At 68.1% G+C, this 19,280-nt stretch carries 15 protein-coding genes; 8 read left to right on the top strand and 7 right to left on the bottom strand.

What is annotated here, in order from left to right:
• Positions 1 to 2 precede the first annotated feature (2 nt).
• A complete protein-coding gene (locus AC1M14_RS15295) occupies positions 3 to 1,859 on the top strand; it encodes a dipeptide ABC transporter ATP-binding protein (protein WP_479729933.1) in 1,857 nt (618 codons plus the stop codon).
• Between the two features lie 37 nt (positions 1,860 to 1,896).
• Entirely contained in the window at positions 1,897 to 2,295 is a 399-nt protein-coding gene (locus tag AC1M14_RS15290) for a VOC family protein (protein WP_479729932.1), read from the top strand.
• Positions 2,296 to 2,304: 9 nt separating this feature from the next.
• Here the strand turns inward: AC1M14_RS15290 and AC1M14_RS15285 are convergent, their stop codons facing one another.
• Positions 2,305 to 2,955 (bottom strand): LysE family translocator, encoded by a 651-nt coding sequence (locus tag AC1M14_RS15285; protein ID WP_209166328.1) that lies wholly within the window; start codon positions 2,953 to 2,955, stop codon positions 2,305 to 2,307.
• 118 nt (positions 2,956 to 3,073) lie between these two features.
• Between AC1M14_RS15285 and AC1M14_RS15280 the strand changes: the two genes are divergently transcribed.
• Both AC1M14_RS15280 and AC1M14_RS15275 read left to right on the top strand, forming a co-directional pair.
• Entirely contained in the window at positions 3,074 to 3,610 is a 537-nt protein-coding gene (locus AC1M14_RS15280; RefSeq protein WP_102770862.1) for a YaeQ family protein, read from the top strand.
• A 144-nt stretch (positions 3,611 to 3,754) separates the two neighbouring features.
• Positions 3,755 to 5,461 carry a sensor domain-containing diguanylate cyclase gene (locus tag AC1M14_RS15275; RefSeq protein ID WP_479729931.1) on the top strand — a complete coding sequence of 569 codons (1,707 nt, stop codon included), beginning with the start codon at positions 3,755 to 3,757 and terminating at the stop codon, positions 5,459 to 5,461.
• A gap of 13 nt (positions 5,462 to 5,474) precedes the next feature.
• Here AC1M14_RS15275 and AC1M14_RS15270 read toward each other — a convergent pair whose 3' ends face one another.
• The 3 genes from AC1M14_RS15270 to AC1M14_RS15260 form a co-directional block, all read right to left on the bottom strand.
• Complete coding sequence (locus tag AC1M14_RS15270) at positions 5,475 to 6,101, bottom strand: chorismate--pyruvate lyase family protein (protein WP_479729930.1); 627 nt, start codon at positions 6,099 to 6,101, stop codon at positions 5,475 to 5,477.
• A 68-nt stretch (positions 6,102 to 6,169) separates the two neighbouring features.
• On the bottom strand, positions 6,170 to 8,926 hold the full coding sequence (locus AC1M14_RS15265) for an autotransporter family protein (protein WP_479729929.1): 2,757 nt from the start codon (positions 8,924 to 8,926) through the stop codon (positions 6,170 to 6,172).
• A 65-nt stretch (positions 8,927 to 8,991) separates the two neighbouring features.
• Positions 8,992 to 10,155, bottom strand: a complete 1,164-nt coding sequence (locus AC1M14_RS15260; protein ID WP_479729928.1) for a GGDEF domain-containing protein — start codon at positions 10,153 to 10,155, stop codon at positions 8,992 to 8,994.
• A 157-nt stretch (positions 10,156 to 10,312) separates the two neighbouring features.
• On the opposite strand from AC1M14_RS15260, the gene AC1M14_RS15255 reads away from it, so the two are divergent.
• Positions 10,313 to 11,044: a pseudouridine synthase gene (locus AC1M14_RS15255; RefSeq protein ID WP_102771801.1), complete on the top strand. Its 732-nt coding sequence runs from the start codon at positions 10,313 to 10,315 to the stop codon at positions 11,042 to 11,044.
• A gap of 88 nt (positions 11,045 to 11,132) precedes the next feature.
• Here AC1M14_RS15255 and AC1M14_RS15250 read toward each other — a convergent pair whose 3' ends face one another.
• Complete coding sequence (locus AC1M14_RS15250; protein WP_111825306.1) at positions 11,133 to 12,038, bottom strand: LysR family transcriptional regulator; 906 nt, start codon at positions 12,036 to 12,038, stop codon at positions 11,133 to 11,135.
• A 327-nt stretch (positions 12,039 to 12,365) separates the two neighbouring features.
• Here AC1M14_RS15250 and AC1M14_RS15245 point away from each other — a divergent pair, with 327 nt between their 5' ends.
• From AC1M14_RS15245 to adeC, 3 genes are read left to right on the top strand one after another with little or no spacing between them, the layout of a single operon-like run.
• Positions 12,366 to 13,562, top strand: a complete 1,197-nt coding sequence (locus AC1M14_RS15245; protein ID WP_102770868.1) for an efflux RND transporter periplasmic adaptor subunit — start codon at positions 12,366 to 12,368, stop codon at positions 13,560 to 13,562.
• 13 nt (positions 13,563 to 13,575) lie between these two features.
• On the top strand, positions 13,576 to 16,737 hold the full coding sequence (locus tag AC1M14_RS15240; protein WP_111825304.1) for an efflux RND transporter permease subunit: 3,162 nt from the start codon (positions 13,576 to 13,578) through the stop codon (positions 16,735 to 16,737).
• Entirely contained in the window at positions 16,734 to 18,197 is a 1,464-nt protein-coding gene (gene adeC / locus AC1M14_RS15235) for an AdeC/AdeK/OprM family multidrug efflux complex outer membrane factor (RefSeq protein WP_479729927.1), read from the top strand. Before AC1M14_RS15240 ends, adeC begins: the two co-directional genes overlap by 4 nt.
• A gap of 89 nt (positions 18,198 to 18,286) precedes the next feature.
• Here the strand turns inward: adeC and AC1M14_RS15230 are convergent, their stop codons facing one another.
• The gene (locus AC1M14_RS15230) at positions 18,287 to 18,538 is read right to left on the bottom strand and encodes a GlsB/YeaQ/YmgE family stress response membrane protein (RefSeq protein ID WP_102770870.1); all 252 of its coding nucleotides are present in this window, start codon (positions 18,536 to 18,538) and stop codon (positions 18,287 to 18,289) included.
• A 101-nt stretch (positions 18,539 to 18,639) separates the two neighbouring features.
• A complete protein-coding gene (locus AC1M14_RS15225) occupies positions 18,640 to 19,254 on the bottom strand; it encodes an SCO family protein (RefSeq protein WP_102770871.1) in 615 nt (204 codons plus the stop codon).
• Positions 19,255 to 19,280: the final 26 nt, after the last annotated feature.

Below are 19,280 nucleotides of genomic sequence, written 5' to 3'. Positions count from 1 at the left end.
CCATGGACCCCAAACGCGTCGTCCAGGTCAACGACCTGACCGTGCGCTTCAAGACCCCCGAGCGCACCGTGGAAGCGGTGCGCAGCGTCTCCTTCCACGTCGACCGCGGCGAAACCCTGGCCATCGTCGGCGAGTCCGGATCGGGCAAGTCCGTCACCTCGCTGGCGCTGATGCGCCTGGTGGAATACGGCGGCGGGCGCATCGTCAACGGCGGCATGCTGCTGCGCCGGCGCAACGGCGAGGTGCTGGACCTGCTCAACGCCCCGGATTCGCTGCTGCAGCGCGTGCGCGGCGCGGACGTGGCGATGATCTTCCAGGAGCCGATGACCTCGCTCAATCCCAGCTTCACGGCCGGCAGCCAGATCGCCGAGGCGCTGCAGCTGCACCAGGGCCTGGACGCGGCCGCGGCGCGCGCCGAGACCCTGCGCATGCTGGAGCGCGTGCGCATCCCGGAGGCCCGCGCCATCCTGGACCGCTATCCGCACCAGCTGTCCGGCGGCATGCGCCAGCGCGTCATGATCGCGATGGCGCTCTCGTGCAAGCCGCAGCTGCTGATCGCTGACGAGCCCACCACGGCCCTGGACGTCACCATCCAGGCCCAGATCCTGCAGCTCATCCGCCAGCTTCAGGAAGAAATGGACATGGGGGTGATCTTCATCACCCACGACATGGGCGTGGTGGCCGAGGTCGCCGACCGCGTGCTGGTCATGTACCGCGGCGACAAGGTGGAAGAGGGCGGTTCGGACGAGGTCTTCGCGCGCCCGCAGCACGCCTACACGCGCGCGCTGCTGTCGGCCGTGCCGCGCCTGGGCGCCATGCAGGGCACCGACGAGCCCGCGCCGTTCCCGCTGTTGCGCGTGGACGCGCCGGCGCCGGAGCCGGCCGCGAGTCAGCCGGTTGCGGCGGCCTCCACCGTGCGCCGCGACAATGGCCCGGTGCTGAAAGTGCGCGACCTGACCACCAGCTTCGACATCACCGGCGGCATATTCGGCCGGGTCCAGAAACGCGTGCACGCCGTGGAGAAAGTCAGCTTCGACCTATATCCCGGCGAAACCCTGTCGCTGGTGGGCGAATCCGGCTGCGGCAAGACCACCACCGGCCGTTCGCTGCTGCAGCTGGTCAAGAGCAAGAGCGGCTCCATCGAGTTCGACGGCCAGAACATCGGCGCGCTGCGCGGCGGCGCCATGCAGACGCTGCGCCGCCACATCCAGTTCATCTTCCAGGACCCGTTCGCCTCGCTCGATCCGCGCATGACGGTGGGCTATTCCATCATGGAGCCGCTGCTGATCCACGGCGTGGCGCGCGGCCGGCAAGCGCAGGACCGGGTGCGCTGGCTGATGGACAAATGCGGGCTGCTGCCCGAGATGATCGACCGCTATCCGCACGAGTTCTCCGGCGGCCAGCGCCAGCGCATCTGCATCGCGCGCGCCCTGGCGCTCAACCCCAAGGTCGTGATCGCCGACGAGTCCGTCTCGGCGCTGGACGTCTCCATCCAGGCGCAGATCGTCAACCTGCTGCTGGACCTGCAGCGCGAGCTGGGCGTGTCGTTCCTGTTCATCTCGCACGACATGGCCGTGGTCGAACGCGTCAGCCACCGGGTGGCCGTCATGTACCTGGGCCAGATCGTCGAAATCGGCCCGCGCCGCGCCATCTTCGAGAACCCGCAGCATCCCTACACCAGGAAGCTCATGGCGGCCGTACCCATCGCCGATCCCCAGCGCCGCCACCGCGAGCGCTCGCTGCTGGTCGACGAAATCCCCAGCCCGGTCCGCAGGCTGGGCGACGACCCGCTGGTCCGGCCGCTGGTGGCGGTGGGCGAGGGGCATTTCGTGGCGCAGCATCCGGTAGGGGTGTATTGAGGCATGGGCGTATGCCAGTCCACCAAGGAGCCATACCGTGTTTTCCCACGTATTCGTCGGCGTCACCGACTTCGAGCGCGCGCTGGGCTTCTACACCGCGCTGATGGACACTCTGGGGCTGGAGCTGCGATTCCTGGACCGGCGCCGCCCCTGGGCGGGATGGCATAGCGCGGGCGGCCAGCGTCCGTACTTCGTGATCTGCCGGCCGTACGATGGCCGGGCGCCGCATCCCGGCAACGGGCAGATGACGGCTTTCATGGCGCCATCGCGAGAAGCCGTGCGCCAGGCGCACCGGGCCGCGCTCGAACACGGCGGCCGCTGCGAGGGCCCCCCGGGCCTGCGGCCGCAATACCACGCCAGCTACTACGGCGCGTACTTCCGCGACCCGGACGGCAACAAGCTGTGCGTCGCCTGCCACGGGCCGGCGGAGGACTGACGCGCGCCTTCAGCGCTTCTCCAGCGCCAGCTTCAATCCGAACGCGATGAAGACCGCGCCCGTCATGCGGTCCAGGCCGCGCATCACGGCCGGCCGTGACAGCCAGCGCGCCAGCGGCCGGGTCGCCGCCACCAGCAGGGCGAACCACAGCACGCCCAGCACGGCGTGGATCGCGGCCAGCAGCAGGCTGAAGCGCAGCACGTCGGCGCCCGCGGGGATGAACTGCGGCAAAAAAGTGATGTAGAAAATCCCGACCTTGGGATTGAGCACGTTGGTCAGGCAGCCGCGCACGAACCAGCCGGCGGCGCTGGCCGCCGGGGCCGACGCCGGCGCGGCCCGCAGTCCGGCTTCGGCGATGCCGCCGCCGCGCCTGAAGCTGCCCCACAGCAGCCGCAGCCCCAGGTAGCACAGGTACAGCGCCGCGCAGATGCGCAGCGTGTCGTAGGCCAGGCTGGAGACCAGCAGCAGCGAGCCCAGCCCGAAGGCGGCGACCGCGCCCCAGACCAGGCAGCCCGTGGCCACGCCCAGGCCCGCCATGAAGGCCCGCCGGCCGCCCTCGACGGCGGCGGTGCGCAGCACCAGCGCGCTGTCCATGCCGGGAGTGACGGTCAGGATGGCGGCGGCCAGGGTGAAGGCGAGCAGGGCGGCGGTGGCGGTCATGGGCGGCTCGGAAGGAAGCGGAAAGCCAGTGTAGCGCTGGCGCGCCGCCGCGGACGCGCGCCCGCAGGCGGTATCATGGCGGCCTTCAGTCATACGCTTCATTCAACGGATTCCCGCCATGGCCCTGCGCGCCACGATCTACAAGGCCGAACTCAACGTCGCCGACACCGACCGCCACTATTACGGCAGCCATGCGCTGACGGTGGCCCGCCACCCCTCCGAGACCGACGAGCGCATGATGGTGCGCCTGGTCGCCTTCGCCCTGCATGCGCAGGAGGACCTGAGCTTCACCAAGGGCCTGAGCGAGACCGACGAACCCGACCTGTGGGCCAAGGACCTGACCGGCGCGGTCAAGCTGTGGATCGAAGTCGGCCAGCCGGAAGAACGCCGCATCCTGCGGGCCTGCGGCCGCGCCGAAGAGGTGATCGTCTACTGCTACGGCGGCTCGGCCAGCAAGATCTGGTGGGACGGCGTCAAGAACAAGCTGGAGCGCACCCGCAATCTGAAGGTCGTCAACCTGCCGTCGGATCAGGCCAAGGCCCTGGCCAGACTGGCCGAGCGCACCATGCAGCTCAACGCCAATATTTCGGACGGCGTGGTGTACTTCTCGGCCGACAAGGGCGAAGTCAGCATCGAGCCGGAAGTCTGGCGTTAACGACGTTCCCCGCCCCGCGGAAGGGGCCATCGCGGCGCGAACGGCGCAACGTGTAAAACAATGCCATTTTGGTGCTGGACGTGACAAAATGTCATCCGCGGCCGGCACATGACCGCGTCGATGAACTTGCTGCGATGGTCCGAAATGCCTGCTACAGGTGATTTTCCTTGCGCACCTGGTCCCGCGCCCGCCGCCGGCGCGGGCAAGGCGCAGCCCGAGCCGGACGGCCCGCTGGACCGGCTCGCCCGGCTGGCCCGGCGCCAGTTCGGCGTGGACATGGTGCTGGTGGCCTGCAGCGACGCCGACGGCCTCTGGCAGGCCCAGGCCGGCGCGCCGCCCGCGGCCGCGCAACCCGCTTTCGCCGCAGAATGCCCGCTGTTGGACGAGGATGGCCGCCAGATGGGCACGTTCCGGCTGCTGCATGGGCAGGCCCGCGAATTCGGCCCGCAAGACCGCCAGTCCCTGGAAGACTACGCCGCGCTGGCGGCCGCGGCGGTCGAAAAGCGCCGGGCGCTGGCCGCCGAACGGGCGGCCGAAGACAGCTGGCGCGTAGAGGCTCGCAACCTGTCGATGGCCGTGGCCGGCAGCGGCACCGGCGTCTGGGATCGCAATGTCGTGACCGGCGAGATCACGTATTCGGCCGGCTGGAAAGCGCTGCTGGGCTACGGCGAATCCGAACTCACCAACCGCATCGAGGATGCGTACAAGCGCCTGCACCCCGACGACGCCGACTACGTGCGCGCGGCCATGCAGGCGCATTTCGAGGGCAAGACCGAAAGCTACGAGGTCGAGCACCGCATCCTCTGCAAGGACGGCAGCTACAAATGGATCTGCAGCCGCGGCAAGGTCGTCAGCCGCGACGCGCAGGGCCGGGCCCTGCGCATGATGGGAACCACCACCGACATCAGCGCCATGCGGGCCATGTCGGAGCGGCTGCAGCGCACGGCCGACCTGCTGGTGAACCTGACCGACGCCGTGCCCGGCATGGTGTTCCAGTGCGGCCAGCGGTCCGGGGGCGGACCGGCGCGCTTTCTCTACGTCAGCGCAGGCATCTGGGACATGTTCGAACTGACGCCCCAGGACGTCCAGCAAGGCGCGGCCGCCATCGAACAGCGCGTCCATCCCGACGACCTGCCCGCCTACCACGCCTCGCTGCAGGCCGCAGCCGCCGCCCGCACGCACTGGCACCAGGAGTTCCGCGTCTGCCTGCCGCGCCAGGGCCTGCGCTGGCGCCAGGGCGACGCCAGCCCGCGCACCGCGCCCGACGGCTCGGTGGTCTGGCACGGCTTCGTCACCGACATCACCGACCGCAAGCGCGCCGATTTCGAGCTGCGCGAACTGGCCGCCACCGACGCCCTGACCACCTTGCCCAACCGCCGCCACTTCATGTCGCGCATCGAGGCGGAGCTGGCCCGGATCAAGCGGCAGAACAGCGATTGCGCCGCCGTCCTGATGTGCGACCTGGATCATTTCAAGCAGATCAACGACACCTGGGGCCATGCGATCGGCGACGGCGTGCTGCGCCACTTCGCCAATACGCTGCGCGGCCAGCTGCGGGCCGTGGATCTGGTGGGGCGCATAGGCGGCGAGGAGTTCGCCGTGGTGCTGCCCGACACCGACATGGAGCGCGCCCACGCCTTCGCCGCGCGGGTGCAGCAGCGCATCGCCGACGCCCCGTTCCAGGCCGGCGGGCGGCACATTCCGCTGACGGTCAGCATCGGCATATCCACCATGCACACCATGGACGAAGCCGCCGAACTGGCGCTGAGCCGCAGCGACCGCGCGCTCTACAACGCCAAGCAGCTCGGGCGCAACCGCATCGAATCCGCGCCCTCGGTGTTTTCGCGATAGCGCCCGGTGCGCCTCAGCGCGCGCCCGGCGTGCGTTGATGCGCCTGCAGGGGCGGGGGCGTGCGCCCGGCGGTAAGCGTCCAGAAGCCGGGCAGGAAGCACTCGGCCACCAGCAGCGGCTGGCCCAGGCGCCAGAACACCGAGCGCCGCGCCCAGACTCCGGCGGCGCCGATGTCGTGGCGCGCGACGGCCAGCGCCCGCAGCGCCGTCGCATAAAACGGCACCGGCGCGGCCAGGCGGCGGCAGGCGAAGGGCGAACGGATCACGGTGCGGTCGTGATAAAGCATGTCCGCCAGCGGCCGCGTCGACAGGCGCCGCATGCCCTGCCAGGCGCCGTGCGAGGCCGTCAGCGGCGTCAGGCTGCGGGCCGGCACGCTGTCCACGCCGTCGATCGACATCAGGACTTCACGCACCCAGACCGGGCTGCCGGGCGCGATGCGCATGGCGCGCGCCTCGTCGGCCGGCGCGCCGTCGGCGTACTCGGCCAGCACCCGCAGGCGGACCTGGCCGACCTGGCGCAGGCCGGCGGTCAGCGCGCCGGGACGGAACAACCAGTGCCGCATGGCGGCGGGCAACAGCGGCGGGGCGGCCGCCAGCCAGCCCGGGGCAAGGGGAGGGGAAAGGACTGCTAGGCTTGTCATGGCTGCGTATTATGCCAACAGCGGTGGGTCACAGGGTTTGTTGCGCGCGCCCATCAGCCTGTCCAGCCCTAGAACATCATCCTGAAACCCGCCGTCGCGGTGGCAATATAGCTGCCCGAAAAGTCCGCATCGACGTCGATCTGGCCGTAGATCGCGTAGCGCTCTCCCCAACGGTAGTCCGCTCCCGCTCCCATGCTGCCCCAGGTTCGCGCCATACGGCTCGCCGCCGGCACGCCGGCCACGCGCACACGCGTTCCGTCCAGGAATTCATGTTTCACGTTGACGACGCCGTAGACGTTCGATGACCTGTTCACGCCGGCTGTTTGCCAATTGCTTTTGTAGTCCAGCGCGATGCCGAGGCGGCCCAGCAAGCTGTCGCCCTTGTCGCTTTCGATATGCGCGCCGAACTTGTCGTTGAAGCTGTCGAAGCGGGTCGCGGCGTATGTCAGTTGCGCCTGCGGGATCAGGGAGAGTCCCTCTGCCAATCCGAAAGTCTTGCCCGCTTCGACGCCCAGCCCGTAGCTCTGGGCTTTGCGGCCCTTCTTCAGCGTGCCGGCAAGCCGGGAATCGAGGTCGCTGTCGAACCACGCCGCCTGGGCCTGGGTATCGAGGTAGACGCCATTTTCGCCGTACCAGGTCAGCGTCGGCGTCAGGCCATAGGAGGTGGTGTCGATCGCGCCGTCGCCGTACGCCGACGACACGCGCGTGTCGGCCTTGCCGTAATGAAAGGCCAGGCCGCCCACCAGACGGGAGCCCTCTGCCTGACCGGCCAGGACGCGGTCAACGCCGAATTGCGCCTTCCAGCTATCGATGTCCTGCCGCGCGCCCGTGGTGGACACAGAAGGTTCGAGCCGGCTCGTCGTGCCCTCCAGGCGGCTCCATACGCCGTTGCGGCGCGCGTCCGCGGGATCGTAGACGCGGTTGCCGACGCGCTGGCGCAGGGTGGGCAACCGGCTCAGGTGAAGCAGCGTATTGGCATAGGCTTCATAGACCGGCACGCCGGGCTGATAAAGCAGGGGAGGCTCCGCGCCCGGCGAACCGCCGCCGGCGGGCGGGGCGCCGGGGCCGGCCGGCGGCGCCCCGGGATCGGTAGGGGGCGCGCCGGGATCGGTCGGCGGGGAGCCTGGACCGGTCAGGGACGACCGCAAATACCAGCCGCCGTCAGCCTGATCCTGTTGCAGCACATAGCCATAGGCGCCCGCCACCAACGCCGGACGCCCCGCGATGACGTAGTCGCCGTTGGCCAGGTTGAATTGTCCCGCCGAGACGCCATCGACCTGCACGACCTGTATGCCTCGCCGGGTCTGCGCGCCAACGCCTCCCATGTTCTTCACCGTGACCGGCGTCGTGCCGGCGCTGTCGCCCGTGATCACCAGTTTGTCCGTCGGCGAATCGTCGGCGCCAAGCCGCGTGCGGACTTCCAGATTGCCGCCTTGCGCCGCATAGTCGCCGGCGATCGTCAGGGTGCCGAAGCCGCTGCGCGGACCCGGCGCGATCGTGCCCCGGTTGGCCGTCGCGCCCACGCGCCCGGTGCCGGTGAGCCGCGCGCCCGCGAACACATTGACCGGTCCGCCGAGGGTGCCATCCACCTGCAGCGTTCCGGCCTGGGCATCGGTGGTCCCCGTGAACGCGGCGCTGTTGCCCGACAAGGTCAGCGTGCCCGCGCCCAGCTTGGTGAAGCGCGAGCTTCCGGAGAAAGCGGTCGTCACGCCGACGTCGTGTCCGTTCGTGTCGAACCATGCGCCTTCGCCGCCCACGGCCTGCGTGGCGAAGCCTTTCAGGAAGTCGCGCTCGTCACGATTGGCGCGCAGGACGCCGCCATCCAGGTTGAAGGCGGCGTTGCCGGCGCCCTTGATCACGGAGCCGGTTTCCAGCACGCCGCGGCCGCTGCCATCGCCGGTCAGGTTCAGCGTGCCGGTGGCGGTGCCGGCAATGGCGACCCACGTATTGCTCGCTGCAACCGCCAGCCCGCCTTTTTCGATCGTGAGGGCGCCCGTGCCTTCCGAGCCGACTTCGATGCGGTCGCTTGCCGAGAGCGTCGAGATGTCGGTCGTCGCGCTGGATACGGTCACCGTGCCGACGCCGCCTGCGCCTGCCCCGATGTAGACCGTCGCCGCGGCGCCGGGCCCGGTCGAGCCTTCGGTGTGCACGGCGGCGCCATCCTGGACGCGCAGATCCCCGGTTCCGTAGAAACCGACGTAGATGTTGTTCAGGGGGGCCCAGACCGATGCGCGGCCCGATACCGTGACGCGTCCATCGCCGCTGGCGTCCCAGCCGATGATCCCCTGACCGCTATGCACGGCGCCGCCGTTGTCGATTTGCAGCGTGCCGCGGCCGGCCCCGCCGATGTCGAACGCGCTGACCGGAGCGAGGTTCCAGGCCGACCCCGGTCCGGAAACGACGACGCTTCCGATGCTGCCGTCGGCGGAGCCGATGCTGCCCGATGCGCTTTGCGCCACGCCTCCGTTCAGAATGCGGAGCGTGCCGTTACTGCCGGGGTCGTTGCCGACATATACCGGGCCGAGGCTGGTCCAGGTCGACGGGCCTGACACCGTCAGCGTGCCCACGCCGCCATTGAGATTGCCTATGAATGCCCAGTCGTTGCGGACGGTTCCGCCATCGCTGATGGTCAAGGTCCCGGTGAGGGAATTGCCAACGATCAGATCGCCCCCGACAGACCAGTCCGGCGTCTGGACCGTCCCGGGCTGCACGTCCCCCGTACCGGAGACTGTTTGAGCGCTCGAGGCGGTTGCGAAGCCGGTCGCGGAGGCGACCAGGATTATCCATTTCGACCACCCCGCGCCATTGCAACTCGCTGCGACCACGGCAAATCCTCCCCGAAATAATTGAGAACCTTATCGGTATCGATACGGCACGCGGCGCGCCGTTTTCATAGGTAATTACCCGCGTCGACCGGCGCGGACAGGCCAAGCGCGGCGCCGGCGACCGTGCAGTTCCGTCCTTTCCGCTTTGCCGCATAGAGCAGGTCGTCCGCGCGCTTCAAGGCGTGGGCCAACGGTTCCCCCGCCTGTACCAGCGTCACGCCCATGCTGGCCGTGAAACGCGAATTGGGCGCGTGCGGCGTCCAGCGCTGCGCCACGAAGTTCGCGCGGATCTCCTCGGCGATTGCGGCGGCGCGCTCCAGGCTGGTTCCCGGCAGCAGCACCAGGAACTCTTCTCCGCCCAGCCGGGCGGCGAAATTCCCTGCCTCTGCCGCCGTTCTGAGCAGGCCGCCAAATCGCGCCAGCACCATGTCGCCAAACGGATGCCCGAAAACATCGTTGATGCGCTTGAAATTATCGATGTCCGCCATGATCAACGCGGTCGGCGTGGCGGACCTGGCGACGGTGGTGAAAAGACCATCGAGGCCCTGTCGGTTCAGCAGGCCTGTCAACGCGTCGGTATGGGCTTGTTGGCGGTATTTCTCTATGGCGTCGTAGCTCGTCGCGATGAACACCGCGAACGTCAGGACGATGCTCCCCAGCAGCCCCGTGTATTGGATCAGGGTTCCCCAGACGGACGTCCTCCATTCGTCCATGGCGACAGGCGTCGGCGCGGCGATATACAGGATGCACTGTCCGGTCAGCACCAGCGCGATGAAGAGAAACGCGGCGGTGAGCACCTTGTCCGACGTGGTCGCGACCTGCCTTGCAAAGGAGACAGTGGCCCGCCAGATCACGAGCGCGCAACAGGCCTGGACGAAGAACGTCTCCAGTTTTGCGCTGGAGAACAGGACGACCGAGACGATCACCATCGCCGTCGAGGCCAGCAGGACCGCAATATCGATGTAGGGAGAGGGCGGTGCGCGGCGACGGCTCTGGAGCGCGCGACAGGCCAATATGACGCCGCCCAGAATGAACGCGTCCTCGACCACTTGTTTGTAAGGGGAAAGCGCGCTGGCCGGCACGAGCATGACGGCGTACCCGGTGCCCAGGCAGGCGAGGGCGCTGCCCCACCGGACGGTATTGAAGCCCACCATGCGCGCGGCCCAGAGTCCGATGGCGCACATCAGGATCGCCGCGGGCACGGACCATTCAAGCAGGGTTGCGGGCATAGACGGGTGAGACCGTGGAACGGATGCAGCAAATGTTGTGTCGGAAAAGATTACAGTGTGTAGCAATGTATCGCCAGCGGCCAACCGTCAAGGATTGCAAGCGATGCGGGCATTGGACCGGTTTGGCCGCCTCGGGCCTGCGCTTACAATGCCGCCCATGGAAAAAGTACGTATCTCCAAGCTCATGTCCGAGCGTGGACTGTGTTCGCGCCGCGAGGCCGACGCCTATATCGAGCGCGGCTGGGTCCGAGTGGACGGGGTGGTGGTGTCCGAGCTGGGCGCCCGGGCCTTTCCCGACCAGGTCATTACGCTGGAGCGCGCCGCGCAGGCGCGCCAGACCGCGCGCGTCACGATTCTGATCAACAAGCCGGTGGGCTATGTGTCGGGCCAGGCCGAAAAAGGCTATACGCCCGCGGTCGCGCTGATCGACGCCCGGTCGCGCTACGCCGGCGACCGCGAACCGCGCCGGTTCGAGCGCGGCCACCTGGACGGGCTGGCGGTGGCCGGCCGGCTGGACATCGATTCGCAGGGCCTGCTGGTGCTGACGCAGGACGGGCGCATCGCCAAGCACCTGATCGGCGAGGACTCCAGCGTGGACAAGGAGTATCTGGTGCGGGTGCAGGGCAGCCTGTCGGAGAACGGGCTGGCGCTGCTCAACCACGGCCTGTCGCTCGATGGCAAGCCGCTGCGCCCGGCGCAGGTGCGCTGGCAGAACAGCGACCAGCTGCGTTTCGTGCTGCGCGAAGGCAAGAAACGCCAGATCCGCCGCATGTGCGAACTGGTCGGCCTCAAGGTGGTGGGCCTGAAGCGCGTGCGCATCGGGCGCGTGGCGCTGGGCGACCTGCCGCTGGGGCAATGGCGCTACCTGCGCGAAGACGAGCGTTTCTGAACGGCGGGCCGCGCGGCCCGATTGGTCGTGTGCGCCGACATCTGTAGTCGGGACCCGCCAGTTTTTTCAGTCTGTTTCCGGCACAGGCTTATGTCATCAAACCGGGAGTATCCTTCGCCTGCCCGCTGCTTCCCAGGCGCTCCATCAGGAATTCGATGAAGATCCGGGTCTTGGCGGGCAGAAGCCGGGTCTCGGTCACCGCATACACCGGAAACGGCCCCAGTTGCCAGTCCGGCAGCACACGCTGCAGCTGGCCCGACTGCTGCTCGGCCAGTTGGCCGCCCACCAGCACCGCGATGCCGGCCCCCAGCATGGCCAGGCGCCGCGCCATGGCCACGCCGTTGACGGAAAAGCGGTTGCCCGGCGTGAATTCGATGTGCTGAATGCCGTCGGTCAGCGGCCAGCGGGTCACCCGTCCTGCGCCTTCGGCGCGGAACTCGATGCACTCGTGGCGGGTCAGGTCGCTGGGGTGCCGGGGTTCTCCGTGCTTCTCCAGGTATTCGCGCGAGGCGTACAGGTAGGCGGGCAGCATGCCCAGCAGCCTCGCGATCTGCGTCGAGTCGGGCAGTTCGCCGATCTCGATGGAAACATCGCAGGTCTGGAACACGCGCGAAGCGTGGTCCGGATTGGCCAGGTCCAGGAAAAACGTGACGTCGGGGTAGCGGCGGGAAAACTCCATGAACGATTCAGCCAGGAAGTCCGTGCCGAAATCCGCGGGCATGTTGACCCGCAGCGGCCCGGCCGGCGTGTCCACCAGGTTCTGCAGTTCCTCGTGGGCGATCTGCGCCTCGGCCACGATGCGCTGGCAGCGTTCGAAGTACAGGCGGCCGGCGTCGGTCAGCTCGACCTTGCGGGTGGTGCGGCTCAGCAGCCGCAGCCCGACCGAGCGCTCCAGGTCGGCGACCTGGCGCGAAAGCGTCGATTTGGGCACCCCGAGGGTGGCCGCGGCGCGGCTGAAGCTGCGGGTTTTCGCGACTTCGACGAAAAGTTCCATGCCTTGCAAGCGTTTCATGGCGGAATTCTGTCATATCAAGGGCTTGGAAATTGTCCCATATATGGAATGAAGTTTTCTCTAGATGACTCTTTGTTTCTCGGGCGGGATAACGCAGAATGCGAGTTCTGCAATGCAGCAATGCGACAAAGCCCAGCCTGCGTGTTCTAGGCAAATCCATCCGGCCAATCCACGCGGACCGCGCGACAGCGGTCCCGGGGACGCGTTTTCTTCCGGGGCCCGCCCGCCCGGCAGGCGACGCCTACGGGCCGCAGGGCCCGCGCAGCGGGTGCGGCATGGGTAATTTTTTGGAAATCGGGAATGCAATCTATGAATAAGAACAGCGCTATGTGGCGCGGCGCGGCGATCGCCACGCTGACGGCATCGGCACTTACACTGGCGGCCTGCGGCAAGCAGCAAGAGGCCCCCCAGGCAGGCAAGCCACAGGTGACCGTGGTGACCCTGGCCACCCAACCGGTTTCCCTGACCACCGAACTGCCGGGCCGGACTTCGCCCTTCCGGGTGGCCGAGGTCCGGCCCCAGGTCAATGGCATCGTCCAGAAGCGCCTCTTCACCGAGGGCGGCGAGGTCAAGGCCGGGCAGCAGCTCTACCAGATCGATCCCGCGCTGTACCAGGCCAGCCTGGACAGCCAGCGCGCCGCGCTGGCGCGCGCCCAGGCGCAGCAGAAGACGGCCGCGCTGCTGGCCGAGCGCTACAAGCCGCTGGTGGCCACGCGCGCGGTCAGCCAGCAGACCTACGACAACGCCGTCGCCGCGCGCGACCAGGCGGCCGCCGACGTGCTGTCGGCCCGCGCCGCGCTGGACACGGCGCGCATCAACCTGGTCTACACCAAGGTGCTGTCGCCCATCGACGGCATCATCGGGCGCTCCACGGTGACCGAGGGCGCGCTGGTCACGGCCAACCAGACCGGGGCGCTGGCCACGGTGCAGCAGATCGATCCGATCTACGTCGACGTGACGCAGTCCACCGTGCAGCTGCTGCGCCTGCAGAACGCGCTGGCCAGCGGCGAGCTGAAGAAGGCCGACGGCGAACAGGCCGCCCTGGTGACGCTGACGCTCGAAGACGGTTCGCAATACGCGCAGCAGGGCAAGCTGCAATTCTCCGAAGTCACGGTCGATCCGGGCACCGGCTCGGTCACGCTGCGCGCGGTGTTCCCCAACCCGGACCGCCGCCTGCTGCCGGGCATGTTCGTGCGCGCCCGCCTGGCCGACGGCGTCGCCGCCGACGGCCTGCTGGTGCCGCAGCGCGGCGTGACCCGCAACCAGCGCGGCGTTCCGACGGCGCTGGTGGTCAACGCCAAGAACCAGGTCGAACTGCGTGAACTCAAGACCGACCGCGCCATCGGCGACAAGTGGCTGGTCACCGAAGGCCTGGCCGCCGGCGACAAGGTCATCGTCGAAGGCGTGCAGATGGTGCGCCCGGGCGTGGAAGTGATCGCCACCGAGGCCAGCGCCAAGGCGCCGCAAGCGGGGCAGCCGCAGGCGGCCGCCGCGGCGAAGCAGTAGTCAGGGAGCTCGCATGGCAAAGTTTTTCATAGATAGGCCGGTATTCGCCTGGGTGATAGCAATCGTGCTGATGATGGCCGGTGCGCTGTCCATCCTGGGGCTGCCGGTCGCCCAGTACCCCAACATCGCGCCGCCGGCCATCGGCATCGCGGTGACCTACCCGGGCGCCTCGGCGCAGACCGTGCAGGACACCGTGGTCCAGGTGATCGAGCAGCAGATGAACGGCCTGGACGGCCTGCAATACATCTCCTCGGAAAGCAATTCCGACGGCAGCATGTCCATCACGCTGACCTTCGCGCAGGGAACCAACCCCGACACCGCGCAGGTGCAGGTGCAGAACAAGCTGTCGCTGGCGCAGCCGCTGCTGCCGCAGGAAGTGCAGCAGCAGGGCATCCGCGTCACCAAGGCCACCAAGAACTTCCTGATGGTGGCCGGCTTCGTGTCCACCGACGGCTCGATGACCAAGGACGACCTGGCCGACTACGTCGCGTCCTACGTCCAGGACCCCATCAGCCGCACGCAGGGCGTGGGCGACTTCCAGCTGTTCGGTTCGCAGTACGCGATGCGCATCTGGCTGGACCCGGCCAAGCTGGTGAACTTCGGCCTGACCACGGTCGACGTGGTCAACGCCATCAAGGAGCAGAACGTACAGGTGTCGTCCGGCCAGCTGGGCGGCCTGCCGTCGGTGCGCGGCCAGCAGCTCAACGCCACCATCATCGGCCCGTCGCGCCTGGAGAAACCGGAAGACTTCGAGCGCATCCTGCTCAAGGTCAACACCGACGGCTCGCAGGTGCGCCTGGGCGACGTCGCCAGCATCGAGCTGGGCGGGCAGACCTACGCCATCGACAGCTACTACAACGGCAAGCCGGCCTCGGGCCTGGCCGTCAAGCTGGCGCCGGGCGCCAACGCGCTGGACACGGCGCAGGCGGTGCGCGACACCATCAACAGCCTGAAGCCTTACTTCCCGCCGGGCATGGACGTCGTCTATCCGTATGACACGACGCCGTTCGTCAGCCTGTCGATCCACGAAGTGTTCAAGACGCTGATCGAGGCCATCATCCTGGTGTTCCTGGTGATGTACCTGTTCCTGCAGAACTTCCGCGCGACCATCATCCCCACGCTGGCCGTGCCGGTGGTGCTGCTGGGCACGTTCGCGGTGCTGGCGGCCTTCGGCTATTCCATCAATACGCTGACCATGTTCGGCATGGTGCTGGCCATCGGCCTGCTGGTCGACGACGCCATCGTGGTGGTCGAGAACGTCGAGCGGGTGATGGCCGAAGAAGGGCTGTCGCCCAAGCAGGCGACGCGCAAGTCCATGTCGCAGATCACCGGCGCGCTGATCGGCATCGCCATGGTGCTGGCCGCCGTGTTCATTCCGATGGCGTTCTTCGGCGGTTCCACGGGCGTGATCTATCGCCAGTTCTCCATCACCATCGTGTCGTCCATGGTGCTGTCGGTGATCGTGGCCATCGTGTTCACGCCGGCGCTGTGCGCCACGCTGCTCAAGCCGATTCCCAAGGGCCATCACGGTTCAAAGAAGGGCTTTTTCGGCTGGTTCAACCGCAGTTTCGACCGCAGCAGCAACGGCTACGCCAACACGGTGGCGCGCGGCCTGAACCGCAGCAAGCGCCTGATGCTGATCTACCTGGCGCTGGTGATCGCCATGGGCTGGATGTTCACGCGCATTCCCACCGCCTTCCTGCCGGACGAGGACCAGGGCATTCTGTTCGCCCAGATCCAGGCCCCGGCCGGCTCGACGGCGCAGGCGACCCAGGCCGTCATCGACGACGCCACCGCCTATCTGCTGAACGAAGAGAAGGACGCCGTGGTGTCGGTGTTCGCGGTCAACGGCTTCAACTTCGGCGGCCGCGGCCAGAACGCCTCCATGCTGTTCATCAAGCTGCGCGACTGGGAAGAGCGCGGCGACGCCAGCCTGAAGGCCGGCGCCGTGGCGGCGCGCGCCAATGCGCACTTCGCCAAGACCGAGCGCCGCGCGCAGCTGTTCGTGGTGCCGCCGCCCGCCGTGATGGAGCTGGGCAACGTCACCGGCTTCGACTTCCAGCTGATGGACCGCGCCGGCGTGGGCCACGAGAAGCTGCTGGCCGCGCGCAACCAGCTGCTGGGCGAAGCGGCCAAGAGCCCGGTGCTGCGCGGCGTGCGTCCCAACGGCATCGAGGACGCGCCGCAATACCAGCTCGACATCGATCGCGAAAAGGCGCGCGCGCTGGGCGTGGCGGTGTCGGACATCAACGCCACGCTGGCCACCGCCTGGGGCTCGTCGTACGTCAACGACTTCATCGACCGCGGCCGCGTGAAGAAGGTGTTCGCGCAGGGCGAGGCTTCCTCGCGCATGCTGCCGGAAGACCTGGACAAGTGGTACGTGCGCAACAAGGCCGGCGACATGGTGCCGTTCTCGGCCTTCTCCAAGGCCACCTGGAGCTTCGGCCCGCAGAAGCTGAACCGCTACAACGGCGTGCCGTCGTACAACATCCAGGGCCAGGCGGCGCCGGGCTACAGCTCGGGCGCGGCGATGGAGGAAATGGAGCGGCTGGCGGCCAAGCTGCCGGTGGGCGTGGGCTTCGAGTGGACCGGCCTGTCGTTCGAAGAACGCCTGTCCGGCGCCCAGGCGCCCGCGCTCTACGCGATTTCGCTGATCGTGGTGTTCCTGTGCCTGGCGGCGCTGTATGAAAGCTGGACCATCCCGTCGGCGGTGATGCTGGTGGTGCCGCTGGGCATTATCGGGGCGTTGCTGGCGACCATGATGCGCGGCCTGTCCAACGACGTGTACTTCCAGGTGGGCCTGCTCACCACCATCGGCCTGGCGGCCAAGAACGCCATCCTGATCGTGGAGTTCGCCAAGGAGCACTACGAAGCCGGCGCCAGCCTGACGGAATCGGCCATCCACGCCGCCCGCCAGCGCCTGCGTCCCATCCTGATGACGTCCATGGCGTTCATCCTGGGCGTGACCCCGCTGGCGATCTCCACCGGCGCCGGCTCGGGCAGCCAGAACGCCATCGGCACGGGCGTGATCGGCGGCATGCTGACCGGCACCTTCCTGGCCATCTTCTTTGTTCCGGCCTTCTTCGTGGTCATGCTGCGCGTGTTCAAGGTCAAGCGCATGAGCGAAAACGTCGACGAGCACGACGCCAGCGCCACGGAAGGACAATCGCAATGAAATACCCGATGAGAACCTTGCTGTCTGTATCCCTGGCGGCGGCCCTGGCGGGCTGCTCGCTGGCCCCGACCTACGAACGGCCGGACGCGCCCGTCGAGTCGGCCTATCCCACCGGCGCGGCCTACGACTCGGCCCAGCCGGCCGACGCGGGCGGCCTGGCCACGGCCGATATCGGGTGGCGCGACTTCTTCGAAGACCCGCTGCTGCAGCAGCTGATCGAGCAGTCGCTGGCCAATAACCGCGACCTGCGGGTGGCGGCCCTGAACGTCGAGGCCGCGCGCGCGCAGTACCGCATCCAGCGCGCCGACCTGATGCCCAGCGTCGGCATCGCCGGGCAGGAGAGCGCCCAGCGCACGCCGGCCGACCTGTCGCCCAGCGGACGCGCCACCACCAGCCACAGTTACCAGGTGGGCGCCGCGATGTCGGCCTGGGAGCTGGACCTGTTCGGCCGCATCCGCAGCCTGAGCGACCAGGCGCTGGAGACCTATCTGGCGCTGGACGAAACGCGCACCGCGGCGCAGCTCACGCTGATCGCCGAGGTGGCCAACGCCTACCTGACGCTGCGCGCCGACCAGGAACTGCTGGCGTTGACCCGCGACACCCTCAAGAGCCAGGAGGATTCCTTCAAGCTCACCCAGCAGAGCTACGACCAGGGCCTGTCCACGGCGCTGGACCTGAGCCAGGCCGAAACCTCGCTGCGCACCGCCCAGCGCAACCTGTCGCAGTACACGCGGCAGGCCGCGCAGGACCGCAACGCGCTGGTGCTGCTCGTGGGCCAGCCGCTGTCGCCCGAAATCACCGCGGCGCTCGACCAGGCCCAGCGGCTGGACGACGGCATGCTGCCGACCACGCTGCCGGCCGGGCTGCCCTCGGACCTGCTGGTGCGGCGTCCGGACATCCGCGCCGCCGAGCACCAGTTGAAGGGCGCCAACGCCAACATCGGCGCGGCCCGCGCGGCGTTCTTCCCGACCATCAGCCTGACCGGCTCGGCCGGCACCGCCAGCGCCAGCCTGGGCGGCCTGTTCGAAGGCGGCTCGGGCGCCTGGAGCTTCGTGCCCCAGATCACGATGCCGATCTTCGCCGGCGGCTCGCTGCTGGCCGGCCTGGACCTGGCCAAGGTGCAGAAGAACATCCAGGTCGCGCAATACGAGAAAGCCATCCAGACCGGCTTTCGCGAAGTGGCCGACGCCCTGGCCGGGCGCGGCACGCTGGACGAGCAGATCGAGGCCCAGCGCCTGCTGGTGGCCGCCAACCAGCGCGCCTATGACGCGTCCGACCAGCGCTTCCGCCAGGGCATCGACGACTACCTGAGCGTGCTGGACTCGCAGCGCTCGCTCTACAGCGCGCAGCAGGCGCTGGTGGAGACCCGGCGGGCCCGCCTGTCCAACCTGGTCACCTTGTACAAGGTGCTGGGCGGGGGCTGGACGGAACGCACCGCGAGCGCGCAGGTGGGGTCCTGATGGTTGGGGCGCCGGGCGCCGCGCGGCCCGGGCCATGAAAAAACGGGGCTGGTCGAAAGACCAGCCCCGTTTTTCATACATTCATACCGTCAAGCCCGTTTCTTGGCGATCAGGCCCACCACGAACAGCACGATGATCGCGCCGACGACCGATCCGATCCAGCCGGCCGGTTCGCCGGGGGCGTACCAGCCCAGCGATTGCCCGAGGAAGCCGGCGACGACGGCGCCGATGATACCCAGAATCGTGGTCATGATGATCCCCATGTTCTGGTCTCCGGGCATGATGGCGCGGGCGATCAGGCCCACGATGAACCCGACGATGATCATGATGATGATGCTCATGCGCGTACTCCTTGGCTAGAGTAAAAGGGGGCAGTGTGCACAGATGATACCCATGCCCGGGTCGCGCCGGCTGTAACAACAAGTATGCGGCGCGCGCCGGCTCAGGAAGTCAGCTCGATCAGCTGGCGCACATCCTTGGTCAGCGCCTCGACGCTGTCGGTGTCCGAGGCCAGCAGGCGGGCCTTGCCGTCCTTGTCGAAGATGTACACGCCACGGCTGTGGGTGACCTCGTACATGTCGGCGTCGTCGCCCGGGCGCGGCTTTTCGATCTGGTAGGCCACGCGGTAGCGGCGCGCCAGGTCGGCGATCTGCTTTTCGTCGCCGGTCACGCCGATGGCGTTGCTGTTGAAGGCGTTGACGTAGGCCTGCAGGATGTCGGGCGTGTCGCGGTGCGGGTCCACGCTGACGAACAGGATGCGCACGTCCTTGGCCTCGTCGCCCAGGTTCTGCAGCACGGCCGTCAGTTGCGCCATGGTGGTGGGGCAGATGTCGGGGCAGCTGGCGTAGCCGAAAAACAGCAGCACGGTCTTGCCCTTGAGGTCGTCGCTGCTGACCGTTTTGCCGCCCGCGCCGGACAGCGAGAATTTCAGGTCGGGCAGGTGGCCCTTGACGTTGTAGAGGGTCCAGTCGACGTTTCTTTCGCCGCAGGCGGCAAGGAATACGCAGAAAGCCAGCAGCAGGCCACGCCAGGCGCGGCCGGAAATGAGGTGTCGCATGAGTCCAAAGGCCGGTTGCAGGGTAA

Source organism: Achromobacter sp. SX5, assembly GCF_056711425.1.
This window is presented reverse-complemented; position numbering and strand designations above follow the sequence as displayed.